This window comes from Candidatus Lokiarchaeum ossiferum (assembly GCA_025839675.1).
Classification (GTDB): domain Archaea; phylum Asgardarchaeota; class Lokiarchaeia; order Sigyniarchaeales; family Promethearchaeaceae; genus Lokiarchaeum; species Lokiarchaeum ossiferum.
In genome coordinates this window covers 651,120-666,205 of record CP104013.1, presented here as the reverse complement: position 1 = coordinate 666,205, position 15,086 = coordinate 651,120, and the positions used below count along the sequence as shown (strand labels likewise).

At 32.5% G+C, this 15,086-nt stretch carries 16 protein-coding genes; 3 read left to right on the top strand and 13 right to left on the bottom strand.

Features of this window, described 5'->3' with window-relative positions; translation table 11 throughout:
* Positions 1 to 77: 77 nt before the first annotated feature.
* The 6 genes from NEF87_RS02835 to NEF87_RS02810 all read right to left on the bottom strand — a co-directional run bounded on the left by NEF87_RS02835 (position 78) and on the right by NEF87_RS02810 (position 5,594).
* Positions 78 to 2,153 carry a serine hydrolase domain-containing protein gene (locus NEF87_RS02835; RefSeq protein WP_457918551.1) on the bottom strand — a complete coding sequence of 692 codons (2,076 nt, stop codon included), beginning with the start codon at positions 2,151 to 2,153 and terminating at the stop codon, positions 78 to 80.
* Between the two features lie 159 nt (positions 2,154 to 2,312).
* Positions 2,313 to 2,516 (bottom strand): helix-turn-helix transcriptional regulator, encoded by a 204-nt coding sequence (locus tag NEF87_RS02830; RefSeq protein WP_457918550.1) that lies wholly within the window; start codon positions 2,514 to 2,516, stop codon positions 2,313 to 2,315.
* A 109-nt stretch (positions 2,517 to 2,625) separates the two neighbouring features.
* The gene (locus tag NEF87_RS02825) at positions 2,626 to 3,471 is read right to left on the bottom strand and encodes a PH domain-containing protein (protein ID WP_457918549.1); all 846 of its coding nucleotides are present in this window, start codon (positions 3,469 to 3,471) and stop codon (positions 2,626 to 2,628) included.
* A gap of 496 nt (positions 3,472 to 3,967) precedes the next feature.
* Positions 3,968 to 4,126, bottom strand: coding sequence for a hypothetical protein (locus NEF87_RS02820; protein ID WP_457918548.1), 159 nt, complete (start codon positions 4,124 to 4,126; stop codon positions 3,968 to 3,970).
* Between the two features lie 15 nt (positions 4,127 to 4,141).
* Positions 4,142 to 4,387 carry a hypothetical protein gene (locus tag NEF87_RS02815; protein ID WP_457918547.1) on the bottom strand — a complete coding sequence of 82 codons (246 nt, stop codon included), beginning with the start codon at positions 4,385 to 4,387 and terminating at the stop codon, positions 4,142 to 4,144.
* A gap of 166 nt (positions 4,388 to 4,553) precedes the next feature.
* Complete coding sequence (locus NEF87_RS02810) at positions 4,554 to 5,594, bottom strand: hypothetical protein (RefSeq protein WP_457918546.1); 1,041 nt, start codon at positions 5,592 to 5,594, stop codon at positions 4,554 to 4,556.
* A gap of 193 nt (positions 5,595 to 5,787) precedes the next feature.
* On the opposite strand from NEF87_RS02810, the gene NEF87_RS02805 reads away from it, so the two are divergent.
* Positions 5,788 to 6,909 carry a hypothetical protein gene (locus NEF87_RS02805; RefSeq protein ID WP_457918545.1) on the top strand — a complete coding sequence of 374 codons (1,122 nt, stop codon included), beginning with the start codon at positions 5,788 to 5,790 and terminating at the stop codon, positions 6,907 to 6,909.
* 291 nt (positions 6,910 to 7,200) lie between these two features.
* Here NEF87_RS02805 and NEF87_RS02800 read toward each other — a convergent pair whose 3' ends face one another.
* The 7 genes from NEF87_RS02800 to NEF87_RS02770 all read right to left on the bottom strand — a co-directional run bounded on the left by NEF87_RS02800 (position 7,201) and on the right by NEF87_RS02770 (position 13,474).
* Positions 7,201 to 8,109, bottom strand: a complete 909-nt coding sequence (locus NEF87_RS02800) for a zinc ribbon domain-containing protein (protein ID WP_457918544.1) — start codon at positions 8,107 to 8,109, stop codon at positions 7,201 to 7,203.
* Between the two features lie 85 nt (positions 8,110 to 8,194).
* Positions 8,195 to 9,121 carry a zinc ribbon domain-containing protein gene (locus tag NEF87_RS02795; RefSeq protein WP_457918543.1) on the bottom strand — a complete coding sequence of 309 codons (927 nt, stop codon included), beginning with the start codon at positions 9,119 to 9,121 and terminating at the stop codon, positions 8,195 to 8,197.
* A gap of 71 nt (positions 9,122 to 9,192) precedes the next feature.
* Positions 9,193 to 9,960: an ABC transporter ATP-binding protein gene (locus tag NEF87_RS02790; RefSeq protein WP_457918542.1), complete on the bottom strand. Its 768-nt coding sequence runs from the start codon at positions 9,958 to 9,960 to the stop codon at positions 9,193 to 9,195.
* A 12-nt stretch (positions 9,961 to 9,972) separates the two neighbouring features.
* Positions 9,973 to 11,217, bottom strand: a complete 1,245-nt coding sequence (locus NEF87_RS02785) for an ABC transporter permease (RefSeq protein ID WP_457918541.1) — start codon at positions 11,215 to 11,217, stop codon at positions 9,973 to 9,975.
* 292 nt (positions 11,218 to 11,509) lie between these two features.
* On the bottom strand, positions 11,510 to 11,845 hold the full coding sequence (locus NEF87_RS02780) for a hypothetical protein (protein WP_457918540.1): 336 nt from the start codon (positions 11,843 to 11,845) through the stop codon (positions 11,510 to 11,512).
* An 84-nt stretch (positions 11,846 to 11,929) separates the two neighbouring features.
* On the bottom strand, positions 11,930 to 12,895 hold the full coding sequence (locus NEF87_RS02775) for an ADP-ribosylation factor-like protein (protein ID WP_457918539.1): 966 nt from the start codon (positions 12,893 to 12,895) through the stop codon (positions 11,930 to 11,932).
* Positions 12,896 to 12,934: 39 nt separating this feature from the next.
* Positions 12,935 to 13,474: an ADP-ribosylation factor-like protein gene (locus NEF87_RS02770; protein ID WP_371804867.1), complete on the bottom strand. Its 540-nt coding sequence runs from the start codon at positions 13,472 to 13,474 to the stop codon at positions 12,935 to 12,937.
* 180 nt (positions 13,475 to 13,654) lie between these two features.
* Between NEF87_RS02770 and NEF87_RS02765 the strand changes: the two genes are divergently transcribed.
* Both NEF87_RS02765 and NEF87_RS02760 read left to right on the top strand, forming a co-directional pair.
* A complete protein-coding gene (locus NEF87_RS02765) occupies positions 13,655 to 14,410 on the top strand; it encodes a glycerophosphodiester phosphodiesterase (RefSeq protein ID WP_457918538.1) in 756 nt (251 codons plus the stop codon).
* A gap of 39 nt (positions 14,411 to 14,449) precedes the next feature.
* Entirely contained in the window at positions 14,450 to 15,079 is a 630-nt protein-coding gene (locus tag NEF87_RS02760) for a class I SAM-dependent DNA methyltransferase (RefSeq protein ID WP_457918537.1), read from the top strand.
* The last annotated feature ends 7 nt before the right edge of the window (positions 15,080 to 15,086 follow it).

Below are 15,086 nucleotides of genomic sequence, written 5' to 3'. Positions count from 1 at the left end.
GGATAGTTCCATCACAAAAAAGGTGGAATAAAAAAGAAAAGAGATTGAGAAAAAAATGTGATTAAAATTGATGAGTTTTACATTACTCCGCCTGAGTTAAATCCTAAAAGGTTCCAATAGCTGAGCACCCACAACCATAATAAACCGGTAGCTGCCACTAAACTGAAATGCACTTTCTCCCAAGCTTTCAAGGGTTGATCTGAAGGTCGTTGAAAATTCTTTCCAAACCATTCCAAAATCGCATTAATCCCCGTTGCCGCAATAAAGAGAAAAATGAAATACGGGATAATCAGAATCCTATCAAAAAAATCATCATAGGGGAGTATATATGAAAGACGGAGCACATGAAATATTCTTACCAAGACAACAAACACAACACTCAATAACACCTGAGCTAACACAATAATACGGGGCCAATTTATCACCCATTTTGATTTTGGTTTTTCTTTGAATACATTTGAAATGGATATATCGTTGGTTCTAGTCGTTTGTTGGGGTTCAATAACTGGGTGTTTCTTTTTCTTAACATGTTTCCAAATACCCTCTCCAATCCAAAATATTATACTGAGACCAAAGATAACTGGAATAATTATTACTAAGAACATTTGGAAGGAAGAATATTCAAACCATTGAAATTTCATCGAAGCAGAAACTACTGCATCATTTGTATACATATAGCGGATATTTCCAGTAGCATCTTCAACAAAGAGAAGTTTTACTCCAAGTCCTCGTGTATCTTGAAATACATTTTCCTCAACTTCTAAAAATGTTAATCCAAAACCTTCCAACTGACCTTCATCATTAGATGTGAGTTTGAAGGCACTATCAGCATAATAATTGTAGTAAAGTTTATCTGGGGTTGAATAAGGCACTCGAGTTGTTTCATAGTATCCTGTAAATCGTGTTACTCTTTTTTGGTAATTATCAACAGGGGTCAAATTTGTAGAATATGTTGTGGTAGTTTCCATGAACTCTTTCATAAAATTGGCTTGAAATGCTATAGTTTGTCCAGTAGAGTTCTGAGAATTGTATGAAATAAACATTCCAAAGTTATATTCTGGAAAAATTGATAATTGGCTGTGGAAAAAATACGTATCTCCACCATGCCCAAACGATGTTTGTCCTAATAAATCAAGATCATAGAAACCATATCGAATTGTAGGAAATTCGGGATGTGGTTGAAATTGAGGTGTATGCATTAAGGATAGTGTTTCTGGGGCTAAAATTTGACTTGATCCATAGGTTCCATTATTTAATTGAGCAATTAGAAAGTGAGCCATATCTTCAGCGGTCGAACTCATCCCTCCAGCCGCCGCTACGCTCAAATATTCAAAGAATCCTTCTTGTAACTGTTCATTTTCAAAATAGTATCCATTTGACATTGAGGAAGATACATTAACTGGAAGTGGCTGAAGAAAGGTGCTACGCGACATATTCAATTTTTGAAAAATATTTTTTTTAACATATTCCTCAAAAGGTGTTTGGGCTACTTCTTCAACAATCAATGCTGCTAGCTCAGATCCCAAATTTGAGTATGATGGAACTGTTCCCGGTTCAAAATATCGAGGAGGTAAATTTTCACGAAGGAATTGTTCTCTAACTGGAAAAACATCCGCGGGATCAATAATTCTTGCGAGTGTTTCTTCAAATCCCGCTGTATGCGTCATTAAGTGTGTTAATGTTATGGGTTCATCAAAAGTATCCGGAATTTGAAAAGCAGTGAGATAATTATTTATATCCGTATTTAGATCCACTTTTCCTTCCTCATAAAGTTGCATAATTGCTGTCCAAATGAATAATTTAGAGATCGATCCAACTCTAAATATTGTTGAATTTGCTTGAACATTTTTACCCTTGCTGATATCGCTATACCCATAACCTTTTACTAAGGAAATACTATCATTATGAACCATTGAAATGGTGACACCCGCAATATTTGATTCTTCCAATTGGTTTGGGATGAATTCATCTAAAAATTCTTCAATTTGGGAAATGTTATTGATATCTCGGGGTGGGTGAGCCGCGGCAGAATTCGGGATATAATCTGAATGTTCAGAAGATATTGTTTTATCCTCAGAACTGTGATTGAACGTTATTCCGAATAAGAACATTGTGATGAATACTATTGTAAGATATTGATATTTCTGTTTCATTGTTAAAACCTGAGTGAGTAGGCGATAAACCAAACCCTTATAATTGGTTCGGCTTATACCTTTTCAATAAATTTATTAGCACTAATAAAAAAATAAATAAATTCCTATGTTTAATGATGGGTACTTATGGGTCCATAAGGTCAATTTGTAGATTCTTTCCTATCTATCAGATGATTCTAATTCAAATATTTCATCAACTTGCATTCTGAAATATTCAGCAATTTTCAAAGCTACAATGATATTGGGACTTTTTTCGCCGTTTTCTATATATGATATGGTCTGTCTTGAAACATTGACTGCTGTTGCTAATTCCTGTTGTGTGATGTTCTTTTCCATGCGTAATTCTTTTACTTGATTTTTCATTCTTGACCTTCCGCTATTCTTCTCGGTATCGCTAGTTATCCAATTTTCTTTCTTGTGAACTATTTTATCAAATGTGTTAAGTCAGAATTACATTGGAGGAAAAAAGAAATTAGTTGAGTTGAAATATCTGTTCTATTGATACTTTGAATATTTGTGCAATTCGTAGAGCTAAAGTCAGTGAAGGCACATATTCTCCATCTTCCAAATATTTGATAGTTGTTTCCGCCACTCCTGCCATTTCTGCTAATTTTTCTTGGGTCATTCCACTTTGCGTTCTTAGCTGTTCAACATTTGTTCGAATTTGATTTTTTTCTCGCATTTTAGATAAGAAATATGCAATAAATTCATCAAATGCCACATTATTATCTGTAAACACATTTTCTTTTACATTTCCCGAAATATCTTGAGTATATTGGTGAACCAATTTGTTAATAAGTGATTCTAGGTGTTCAGGATTTCGAACTGCTGGAATATATCCTTCAGGATGGACTGTACCCCCTTGTGCTCCAGATCCCGCAATACTTGCTCCTGCTGTTTCTATTTTGACAGTATAGATATTTAAGATGCGATCCCGAATATTTTGAAAAACTGCTACATTTTGAATTCGAGAAAATGGGATGGTTGTTTTTGTTCGTGTGAATACTCCATAACGAATTTTAATGAACTTATCTGATATCGAATAGGAAAAGTGGTTCACATATAAATTTGAAACAAGATATACCAAACAATTCACAACTACAAAAAATATTGCCATTGAGAGATATATGATCGGCCACATTTTAGATTGATCCACTGGATTTGGTTCATCTGAGCTTACCCAGACTATAAACCATCCTAACAAATAGATTCCAATACTTACTAACACAGTAGCAATTAAACTTCCAATCATCGCACGATTAACGTAAGCTTTATCAATTCCTTGAAGATCTTCTTCTTCAGAGTTTGAGTGTTCCATTTTTTTTTTTTCACTTTTTTTTTTTAGAGCAATTGTCCTAACTGAAATTAACCATAGAATCATCACTTGAATATCAATGACTAAAATGTGATAGATGTTAATTTTAGTTGCGGGTTATTGGCCTCTGAACTAAATAAGGTAATATGAGTATTTAAATGTTAACTTTAGTTGCGTCATATGAAAATATCTTTTTTAGAAAGTGATTGTTGGAAAATAGCCTTTCCGTCATTTTGACTTTTAATTCTGTATCATTTTCTATCCAAATCTGACTAAATTCCTAATTATGTTAAAAATTAGGTACGATGTCAATAGAAATTTCTCTAAAGCAAAGAAAATCGATTAAAAAAATTTAACTTTACAATGTTCAAAATTTCTTCTTATCAAATTCCAAAGTTATTCAACATATTTTTTTAATAATAAAATCTCTCGTAATATCTAAATTTAGAATTTAAATATAAAAGATTTAACCTATTAAAGAGAATTAAATATTTTAATTTCAAATATTATTCGCTACGTTCAATAAACGAGTCAAAGTATCGGCAAGACCTTTCTCAGAGACTTTTTTTGCAGCAAATCCCCCAACAATTACATATGAAAAATCACTTTTATCAAAAGTTGCGATTAATTTTTGGAAAATATCCCTCATTTCTGCCATTTCTGAGGTACAAACCTAAATGTTTCCACTTTTAGAATGTTTTTTTTGATTCAAAGTGCGTTTTCTCATTTCACGAATTATTTGATCTTCATTCCACTCTGGATGTTGTTGGAGAATTGATTCTCGTAATAATTCCATAAAGTGTTGGGTCATTTGACTTGTATTATCGAGCAAAGTCCACCCATATTTCAATAGATGGTCAATATGGGTTCGATCTTCTATAAATTTTTGCTGGATTCGACGATGACGAGATTTTTGCATTCATTTATATTCCCCTTAATAAGATATTCTCAAAGATCTATTACTCATTTGGAACATTTAACCTTGGTAGCAAATGATTTCAATATTCTCTTAATTTAATCAAATCTTCAAATGGCATCTCTTGTATGATAAGAATTGATTTCAAAAAAAAAACTGTACTGGATTCCTATTCTTTTAGAGTAACTTTAGTTAAAGATCCGATTTCATTAAATTCTGATGCAGCGATTTCAAGATCTTTTCCTGTGCTTTTATTGACTATCGCAGCAGCCATTATTGCCCATGGACAGATTGCATTGGTTAATTCCTCGGGTTTCATAACACTTCGAACCTTTGCGGTGGAACAATTTACTGATTCGATGGTAAAAACATGATCGGATTCCCATTTAATCTTCAATTTTTCTGCCATACCAATTTCGGCGGATTTTTTTGTAAAAGCTTCTAAAGCTTTATTCAAATTCATCTCTTCTAATTCTTTCAGGTCAAAACCTAAAACATCCTTCAACATCTTCTCTAAAAAGCCATATGTCTTCGGTATGACGTATTTATATAAAGCTGGGGTTCCTAACAAATCTTTAGCCGCACCTTCATAACCAAAAGTAATTCCATGTAGAATGAATGCAATTTGATGGACGGACCACCGACTGTTTGTAGTGCTTCCTCCTCTTCTAGCAAGAACACCTAAAAATATTGCTGTTCCAATCGAAAATGAGATCAAGGCTGCAATTATGAAGGAAAAAGCAGTCTTTGGTAAAAAAATGGTTTCTCCAGAATAAAAAAAGAAATAATTTACCATGCTTGTCCAATGTGCTAAACTCCATCCCACAAACCCTATTGGTCCGATGAACTGACCATATTTATAGATGATATTCTTTTTAAAATGTGCGATAATAAATTTAAACGAAAAAAGTATCGTTCCTACTATACCACCTATCATAAAATGAATACCACTTGTATTTCCAATAGATAAAAAAGGAGGTGTGCCTGATCCTCCTAAAGCCATAAAAACCATTATTAGACATTGGATCGTTATACAATAGAAAAAGGTTGTTTCAATCCAGCCTATTCTCTTGTGTGCCTTTACCAATGTGATATCACCCTTCATATTGTTTAAATCTCTAATATTATAAAGTCCTATCAAATCGTTTGCCATAACAAAGCAATACCCAATAATTGTTTGAACAATTAATAATTCTACCCATAAACCCATGTTTTTCAAATCCGTATTTCTTTCAATAATATTCACTTATTCATGTAAAAAATCTTTTCACTTGGATCTTGATTTGAAATTGCAAACTATGATTAATATTATAAAAGCTAAAATTGATAATGGAAACTCAAACAAATCATATTAATTGAAAGCAACAAACTTTTTATCTTGGTAAATCAACTTAAATTGAGAAATGATTGATCGAATTTTGGTTATGAATGATGCGGGAATTAGTTACTTCACATGGACAAGTGATGATGATGATTCGGATGCAAATTTGATCTCTGGTTTTCTCACAGCCTTAAATATGTTTGCCAAAGGGCAAAGCGGGGAAGTTATTGAAGAAATTACTTTAAATTTAACCACTTACATCTTTGATCGATATAAGGATTTAATTTTTGTTATTTTAACAAAGGATAAAGAATTTGAAAAAATAATCCGAAAAATCCTGATTCAAATCAGAGATACGTTTTTAGATTTATTTTTGGAGAAAGTGACCAATTTTAATGGCGATGTTGGTACTTTTAATCCATTTCATAAGAATGTAGATAGTATTTTGAAATCTCACGGTTATTTTGACTATATTAATATTTTAAAAAACTATGATGAGGAGGATAACATTCGCAGTGTCTTGTATTTGAGCAATATTGATGGTGAAGTTCTTTATAGTAAAGCAAAAGAATACTTTGATAAAAAAATTCTGGGATTTCAAACGATGGTACTAATAAAAGCCGTAAATCGAATTGTGGAAGAAAGGTTGACCGAGAAACTTGATATGGTGACACTTATTTCTTCTGATTTCCGCGTGCTCGAATATAAAAATTATGAGGATATTACTATCGTTTATGAAACTCTCGAAAATGATTCAAATATTGCGCTTAATCAAAAATTGAAACCTAAAAAAGTTCAAAAAATACTTAAATCTCCTGGAAAATTACTTTTTGAGATTGAAAATCCATTTGTTCTTGTGGATAATTCTGGTAATGTGAGAGTTAAGAAAGATTCGGCAAATAATCTAAGTTCTGAAGATTCCATTGCCAATGCACTCACATTATACAATACATCTCATACAATAATGGAAAATATCTACAAAGAACCACTTTTCGGAATAATTCTCATTTCTTCAAAAAATATTTATTTAATTTTCAATATTAACGAGTATACTGTCATTTTTCTATTAAACCCTAAGGAATCAAATTCCTTTCAAGAATTTTTGAACCCGATTATTCAATTTAAGAAATCTCTATCTTTCAAGGATGAAATTTTTCTCCAAGTTTTGAAAAAATTTAACGAATTCAGGCATAAATTTGAGTGAAAACTGTTTTGCTGTATTATCTAAGTGTTTAAATTCAATTGATTGGTTTTCTGCAGCCAAACCAAAAAAAAGATGATATATTGAACAAAGAATAGTTGATAATTTATATTCTCTAGAATTAGTTCATTCTTTGTTGACATCCTATTTTTATCTTAAACTATTATCTTACTCGGATTTCTAGTTGTTTTCTCTGTTTTCCAATATAAAATTGAAAAGTGGATAAGTTTAGTCAACACAAATGACAATTTAACACTAAATCGAAAAACAATTAAAAAGAAGCATTTGTTAATATCAGAATAATTTATTCCCACAATTTTGGCAAAACTTGGATTCTGGAGGGGTAATTTTGTTTCCACAATTTGAACAAAAGAAATGCTGTGGTCGACTTGGTGTTGGATGCATTTGAAGTGGTCGATAGGTTCGTGTATGTGGTTCGGAAAATTGGCCATAAATAGATGGATTCTCTACTCTGGTATTATTCATGCCTGAATATTTAATCAAATTTTGTCCGGATTTCCACATTCCCACCATATAAAAGATTTCTCCAATTCCGCTTACAAAGGGATTAAGTATTCTACCAAATTTCATGAATCCCATTCCTTCTTTAATTGAATAGGTTGTAATATTAGGATCAGAAATTTGAAGATAATAACTCCATCTATCAAAATGCACTACGCTCATTATCTGGAATATATAAACCGCAATTCCACCAAAAAAAATCAAAAATATTAGACCAATTAGTCCTGAGACATTGAATCTCGCTGGATTATATAATAGTGATCGAGAGATTGGCATAAGAATGATAATAACAAATATCACCAAGAATATCCCTGATGTTATGGCTCCGATTTCCATTTTATATGTTTTTTGTAAATTTACATCGCCTAGTTGATTTCCCAAGGCCTTTAATTTTGAAAGATACTGAAAATACCGTACTGCAATATAAGTAAATAAACCAATCCACAAAAAGCTGAAAATTCCCGGTATTGCTGCCAATGTGACTATTTGCATCCCCGCACTTCCTGATAGGGCATAAACTTCTGAAGTTACGTAAGGACCCATAGATATTGTTAAAAAAAGCCCAATTATTCCTATTCCACAGCTAGCTAATATGGCGATTACATATTGCTTCATCGCTTGTCCTAGGTTGAAATAAAGTTCAGAAATGTGTCTATTTGAAGGTGCATAGGGATTTTCCATAGCAAGGAAAATATAGGGGTACACCCTAAAAAATCTTTTTCATAGGTAATTTAAAGAGAAAAAAGAGTGTTTTATGGCTAAAACTTTACTTGAGTTTATTTCCACAATTCTCACAAAAAGTAGAATTTAGATTGAGAATTTTTTGTCCACATTTCGAACAAAAACCGGACGGAATTATGGTGTTTCCTCCTAATGTAGAATCTGGGCGATATGTTTGCTCTGAAAAACTGTCGAAATTTGTTTCGGAGGATCTCTGATAGGATGGCATACTGGGTTGGAATGTTCCAGGTTGATTTTCTCCTGCTTTATAAATCATTAAATTCGTTCCTGCTTTCCACATTCCGACAAGATAAAATATTGACCCAATACCGCCTGTGAATGGTGCAATTATTCTTCCCCACTTCATATAATTTATTCCTTCTGCAATATTAATCCCTATTAAATTATTATTATATCGGAATTGTTCCCCCCATCGATCAAGAGCAATCACTCCAAGGATTGATAGCACGAATATTATTGTGCCTCCCAACAAGGCGAGTAGAATCAAACCTAAAAATCCCGTGATCATAGCTTCATAGGGATCATTAACCATGGAAATAATAACTGGAACGAATGTTGCAATGAGAATAATTGGAAAAATAATCGAACCAATTATTGTCCCAATTTCCATTTTATAGGCTTTTTGCAGATTGAAATCATTTAAGGTCTGTCCAATTCTTTTAAGAGCCGATAAATATTGAATATACCTTACCAAAACAAAAATAGATAATCCAAGTGAAGCAAGTCCAAAAAGACTCGAAATTAGCATCATCCCTCCCATCGTTTGATACGGACCTGAAGAACCTGATCCATACAACATTGGAATAATTCCTAAAAATGGGATAATAAATGAACCAATAATGCCAATGATTGCTACGATAACGGATGCTTTGACGTAATTTTTCATTGAATTACCAAATTCAAAAAATATATTTGAATTAAATTGATTTGAAGAATAAGCATGATTTTGCATTTTAAGAAATTAATGGAGTTTAGGATTATAAATTTTCCCGTAATGAAAAAAAAAAATTCTTATAATGAATATTATTTTTCAGTATCATAGCAAAATACATCATAAGAAGGTTTATCACTCAATTTTCCATCTTCTAACCAAATATTTCTCCCATTTTCTTGCATTTCAATCATTTGACCGATGCGAGGATCATGCGTCACAATAATAATAGTTGTTCCTGATTTGGATAGACTTATCAGCGTTTCTATAATCTCTTTCCCCGTTTCTGAATCTAAATTTCCCGTTGGCTCATCTGCCAGCAATATTCGAGGTTGGTTTATTAGTGCACGAGCAATTGCAACTCGTTGAGCTTGTCCTCCTGATAATTTTTTTACAGTGCTTTTTTCTCTTCCTTTTAAACCTAATTTTTCAATTAGCATGAGAGCTCGTTTCTTATCTTCTGAAGATATTCCATAGGGAATTAAAGGGCTTAAAACATTATCAATAACATTCAAATTTTGAAGGAGATAATTATTTTGAAATACAAATCCAATGAGTTTTTTTCGATACAGAGAGATGTTTCTTTCCTTTATTTGAGCTACATCTATTCCTTCAATAAATACTCTCCCCGTAGTTGGTTTATCCATTGTACCTAAAATATTTAAGAAAGTACTTTTTCCACTACCAGAAGGTCCCATGATCGTGACAATATTACCATAGTCAATATCTAAGTTAATTCCCTTCACGGCTTCAATCATTAGATCACCTTTTCCATATTGTTTTCTGATATCCTGCATAGAAATGACTGCGCGATTTTGCCTATCTTTATCTAAGTTGTTTTGAGTTTCAGTTTTTATCATTTTGTTCACCTTCTATTCTCCCTTTAGTACTTCAACTGGACGTAAACGTGCCGCTTTAATTCCGGGATACATTCCACCAATTACACCAATTCCTAATGCAAAGCTTAAAACCTGAATTACCAAACCTTGCGAGATTTTTGCAGTTGCAGAAGAAAAAGCACCCTCTAAACTACCAAGTAATTGAATTATTCCAAGTCCTAATCCTATTCCAATTACTGCTCCCAGAATACCTAACACCAATGATTCTATGATTATATTTGTGAAAATATGCCTATTTTTCCATCCTGTAGATTTTAAAATTGCAAATTCTTTGCGTCTTTCATTCACACTCGATAATTGACTAACAATAATCGCCATACCGCCAGCTAAAGCAGTGATCAAGGAAATTATCAAGAAAAAGGAATTAAAAATATCAAATGATTCTGATAGTGATTCCTGAAATTGACCCAATGAGAAAGCTTGAACGAAAATATCTCCAAATTCCCCTGAATCTGATAAATCAATTATTTGATCTATATAAGCTGTTGTTTGCTCATTACTCGTACTAGGGAATAATAGATCTATTGATGTGAATGTCTCATTATTTAAACCTGCTTTCCCTAACATGCTCCACGCGATTTCCAAGTCCATATATCCATAATAACTTCTGGGAACAAAATCCGGTGCTCCTGAATCATCTTGGGAATAAAAACCAACGATTTCAAATAATTCGGTTACATTTTTTAAAGGACTAATTTCAAGATAAACCGTTAAGAAATCTCCTAATCTAACATCCAATTTATCAACATCTATCAAACGTGAGTCTAATATGATTTCTTTTTCTCCTGCTATGAAATCTCGGCCTAATGTAATTTTACTAGTAGGCCCTTTCCATAACTGATCCAAAGTTTGATTTATTCCAGTTAATTGAAGGACATCTCCGTCCATATCTTCACGTATATTTCCAATATAAGGGAGTGTAAATGCTGTGGGTAGCGATACTTTGACATTATAATTTTGAATATCTTCCCCTAAGGGGGCATCAAATAAGATATCCATTGTGTTTTTAGGAAGTTCACTTCGACCATTTATTGGATTTTGTTCTTGAATTTCTACAACTCCAATTACTTCTGCAAAATTATCCTCAAGTTGAGCTTCAACTCCTGAGCTGAAAGCTCCTAAGACAAACATGAGCATTAAGCCGAATCCAATGCCTAAGCTGGATAAAATGGCCATAATTTTTTTTCGAAATACATTTTTTATTGAAAATAATAACATTTTAGTTTCATCTCAAAACAAGATTGGAAATAGAAAAGAAAAACCTATAGATTGCATTATATTCGTTTTTTGCTACGTACTTTTATCATTTCAAATCAATTTTGTTGAAAGAAGAATTTTATAAATAGATGAGATTATTACATTAAATTAAAAAATCATCCTTTTTGACAAATCCGCTAATATTAATTCGGTTTCAAATGGAAAAATTGAGGAAAAATCAAAATCTATAGCCAATTATTATCAAATTAATTTATAGTCATTGGTTATTTCTCAATAACATAAGTTTATTTCGCTAATGTTCTGTTTTTTTTTCAAGGGAAGGTAAACAATATTCAATTTGATATTTATGCCCAATCTCGCATTCCAAAAGATACTTTATATTTTTCCCTTCTTCTTGAAATTGAACAATATTCAAATCCTCAAATTCGGTAGATCGATTTGGTTCTTTTAAATTGAGGGTTGAGTCAAATTGTTTTGCCCAATCATACAACTTTTTTTTTAAGAAGCTTGAAATGGGGAGGGTATTTGGATCGATATTTCCAACTTTAGCTGAATCTTTACCCCACCAAAGAGGGTCACATTGAAAATCGGGCATTAATTTAAACGAGATCTTTTTTCTTTCTTTCATTTCAATTCAGATTGGAATTTTTTTTTTTAAACCGTTTAAATTGAGTAAAAAGGGATACATTGAAAAAATGATAGAAATGTGAAATTATTTTGAAATTTTGATTGTTTTTGTCAACCATTGAAAACTCTCAATCAATCCATCCCCTGTAAGAGCAGAGCAAAGATTCACGCGGTAATTAATATCATACGCTGATATATTGTAGTCATTTATGATATTTTCTATTGTAAGATCTGGATTGATGTCTTTTTTATTGGCCAAAATTAAAACAGGGATCTTTCTTAGCTTATCAGCATCTATATGTTCTATAAAATAGTGTTTCATTATACGATTAAATTCAAATACAGAATCATTGAGGGCTTCTATATCATGAGAACAATCAAGGACATAAATTATTGCTTGGGGTCTTTGCAATTTGGTTGTCCACAGTTTTCGAAGATTTTTTTGTCCTCCTACATCAAAAACTCGAAAATCAACCTGCTCAAAATAGAGTTTTAAAATTTGAGGTGCGAGTGTTGGACGAGTTTGGATAAATTGGCCATTAATCAAGTGTTTAATTATAGAAGTTTTCCCAACTGCTTGAATTCCAAAGAAAATAATATTAGCCAAACCAACTTGAGATTTTTTTTCTTTTTTCAGAATTTCATCATGACAGTGTTCCAACAAGGTGTGGAGACGATGTGCGCATTCTTTATAATAAACGTTATCATTATTTTGTGTAAAATAAACACCGGAATATATTTCTGGGGTAGCAATAATTTTTTCAACATATTTCATAATGATAGGTTGGAATACTAGCGTGTTTTCATGTTCATCCAAAAAAATACTTAACATTACAATGATTTCCTCTTGAGATTGAGGAGCAGGCAACAAAAACAAATAATTGAGTGAATTTCGTTCTTCTTTAATCAGCAATCGTTTCGCTTTAACTTCATCAAGGTTTTTCTTGAATAGTGTTGTAATAAGTGCTTTCTTTTTATCTGTTATTTCTGATTCAGGGAGTGAATCAGCGATTATAAGTTTAGTTTCATAGATTGTAGTGATTATTTGCATGATTGATATTCTCCATTGTTATTTATTTATTCTTAGTTATTAGGTGCCCCATCGTTCTGATTGAATTAATTCTACAAGTTTTAACTTTAAACCACCAATATCCTCATTACTTGGAATTTTTGATGTTTCTAAATTTTTCACTGTTGTTCTATATGAAAATACCGGTCGATCAGTGATAAGAGGAAGTTTAAAAACTGCTCTGGCATCATTATAGCTTGCTTGAGCTAAGTCAATATCCCACTTATGGAAGCAGAACACTAAGGGGATTCCCCGTGTGTCAGCATTCATGATAACTTGATTAAATTCAGTGAAAGCCTCTTCAAACCGTTCTGGATGTGAACAATCTAAAACGAACATTAATATTTTTGCCCGATTAAATCCATTTTTCCAGACATAACGAAGGGATACTTGTCCTGGAGCATCCCAAATTTGAAATTCCAAATCCTTGATGATCCATTTATCCAAATTGAACGCAAGTGTTGGACGGGGTTGAATTTCCTTTGCCTCTTTAATAAAATGCGATAAGGTTGTTTTTCCGGCTTTATCAAGTCCAAATAAAAATAATTTATGGGCTGGCATAATAATATACTTTGGAATTAAAACCTTAAAAGGTATATTTCACATCTTATCTTTCTCAAAGAAATTTGAGGATTTCACTAAAATCTGCTTAATCCTTTGGAATCGGTCAGCAGAATAAACGCAGAAGATGAAAGTGATTGCACACCCACCTTTTTTAGGATGGGTAGAGTATTCTTATCCATGATATTTATTTCCCATCGAGGGTTTTGTCAAGGAATTCCAGAGAATTCATTACTAGGAATTCAAAAATCTTTAGATCTCCGTATGAATTTTATCGAAATTGATGTACAATTAACTCAAGATCAAAAACTTGTTGTATTTCATGATGCTTCTCTGTCTCGTATTTATGGTGTTGATTCTCTTATTCGTGAAACGAAGTATGAAGATTTAAAAGAATATTCAACTAAAATTGGTCATCAAAATATTTCACTTCTGTCTGAAATCATTGCCTATATGCAAGCTCATTCAAATTCTATCACTAAGTTAATGATTGAGTTAAAAGGAGTGAATTCTGCCCGACCAACTTGTGAAATTATTAAGAAATATGGTTTCCAGAAACATTGTGTGTTTAGCGGTAGATATTTGTCGGAATTAATTCTCGCTCATAAATTACTACCAAAAATCCCTATTTGCTTGAACATCACCAAATGCAAGGAATTTACTTTGGAAAATCTTCTAAATTCTACTTCAGCCAAATCTTTTCCTATCCCCTTTACAATGTTTTCATTAAAAAGCGATTTAATCACCAATGAAGAGTTTATTCAGAAATGTCATAGCCTTGGGGTTAAAGCATTTGCTTGGAATTTTAAAGATAAACTTGAACCCTTGCAATTACAAAAAGAACTATATTCTTGGGGTTTGGATGGTATTTTATTTGATAATCCCCAGAATCTACTGCAATTTCGTGATTTTATCAAGACACAAAAATCACCATAATCTGAAAACTCTTAATTAAATTCTTAATTACTTATGACTATGGATAAAGATATTAAGTACGTTGAAGAGGGTTATGCTTTAGTAGCGAAATCCTATCGAGATCAGAAGGATATGTCTCAATCGGAACTTCCGATCTTCATCGAATGGTTGAATCATCCCAAGAATCAAGGAAGAATTCTTGAGCTTGGGTGTGCAAGCGGATATCCTATTGCAAAGGTGATATTAGAGTCTCAAAGAGAATATTTCGGCATAGATTTATCTCCAGAACAAATTTCGCTTGCTCATCATGAATTTCCCCAATGGAAGAGTTTTTTTCAAGTGGCTGAAATGGTGGATTTTTGCCGGAAATCTACTTCTAATTCTTACTCTGGGATTATTTCCATGTTTTCTATACGACATCTCCCTCGAATTTATCATGTTGAATTATTCACTCACATTTATCGCATACTGACAAACGATGGTGTGCTACTACTTGATTTCCCGCTCTATAGTGATGAAGGGCGCGATACATGGTTTGAAGACTCCCCCATGTACTGGTCATCTTTTTCGCAGGAATGGATGCGTTTGACCCTTAAGGAATTAGGCTTTACTTTTTTGAAATCCTATGTTGATGAGAAGATGTTTAATGGAAAGAAAGAAAAAACTACGTTTTTATTATACCAGAAATGAAGAGAAT

Bases quoted from the DNA above. Each gene is read 5' to 3' on its own strand.
- NEF87_RS02835 (WP_457918551.1), bottom strand. From the start codon at position 2,153: ATGAAACAGAAATATCAATATCTTACAATAGTATTCATCACAATGTTC.
- NEF87_RS02830 (WP_457918550.1), bottom strand. From the start codon at position 2,516: ATGAAAAATCAAGTAAAAGAATTACGCATGGAAAAGAACATCACACAA.
- NEF87_RS02825 (WP_457918549.1), bottom strand. From the start codon at position 3,471: ATGGAACACTCAAACTCTGAAGAAGAAGATCTTCAAGGAATTGATAAA.
- NEF87_RS02820 (WP_457918548.1), bottom strand. From the start codon at position 4,126: ATGGCAGAAATGAGGGATATTTTCCAAAAATTAATCGCAACTTTTGAT.
- NEF87_RS02815 (WP_457918547.1), bottom strand. From the start codon at position 4,387: ATGCAAAAATCTCGTCATCGTCGAATCCAGCAAAAATTTATAGAAGAT.
- NEF87_RS02810 (WP_457918546.1), bottom strand. From the start codon at position 5,594: ATGGGTTTATGGGTAGAATTATTAATTGTTCAAACAATTATTGGGTAT.
- NEF87_RS02805 (WP_457918545.1), top strand. From the start codon at position 5,788: ATGATTGATCGAATTTTGGTTATGAATGATGCGGGAATTAGTTACTTC.
- NEF87_RS02800 (WP_457918544.1), bottom strand. From the start codon at position 8,109: ATGGAAAATCCCTATGCACCTTCAAATAGACACATTTCTGAACTTTAT.
- NEF87_RS02795 (WP_457918543.1), bottom strand. From the start codon at position 9,121: ATGCAAAATCATGCTTATTCTTCAAATCAATTTAATTCAAATATATTT.
- NEF87_RS02790 (WP_457918542.1), bottom strand. From the start codon at position 9,960: ATGATAAAAACTGAAACTCAAAACAACTTAGATAAAGATAGGCAAAAT.
- NEF87_RS02785 (WP_457918541.1), bottom strand. From the start codon at position 11,217: ATGTTATTATTTTCAATAAAAAATGTATTTCGAAAAAAAATTATGGCC.
- NEF87_RS02780 (WP_457918540.1), bottom strand. From the start codon at position 11,845: ATGAAAGAAAGAAAAAAGATCTCGTTTAAATTAATGCCCGATTTTCAA.
- NEF87_RS02775 (WP_457918539.1), bottom strand. From the start codon at position 12,895: ATGCAAATAATCACTACAATCTATGAAACTAAACTTATAATCGCTGAT.
- NEF87_RS02770 (WP_371804867.1), bottom strand. From the start codon at position 13,474: ATGCCAGCCCATAAATTATTTTTATTTGGACTTGATAAAGCCGGAAAA.
- NEF87_RS02765 (WP_457918538.1), top strand. From the start codon at position 13,655: ATGATATTTATTTCCCATCGAGGGTTTTGTCAAGGAATTCCAGAGAAT.
- NEF87_RS02760 (WP_457918537.1), top strand. From the start codon at position 14,450: ATGGATAAAGATATTAAGTACGTTGAAGAGGGTTATGCTTTAGTAGCG.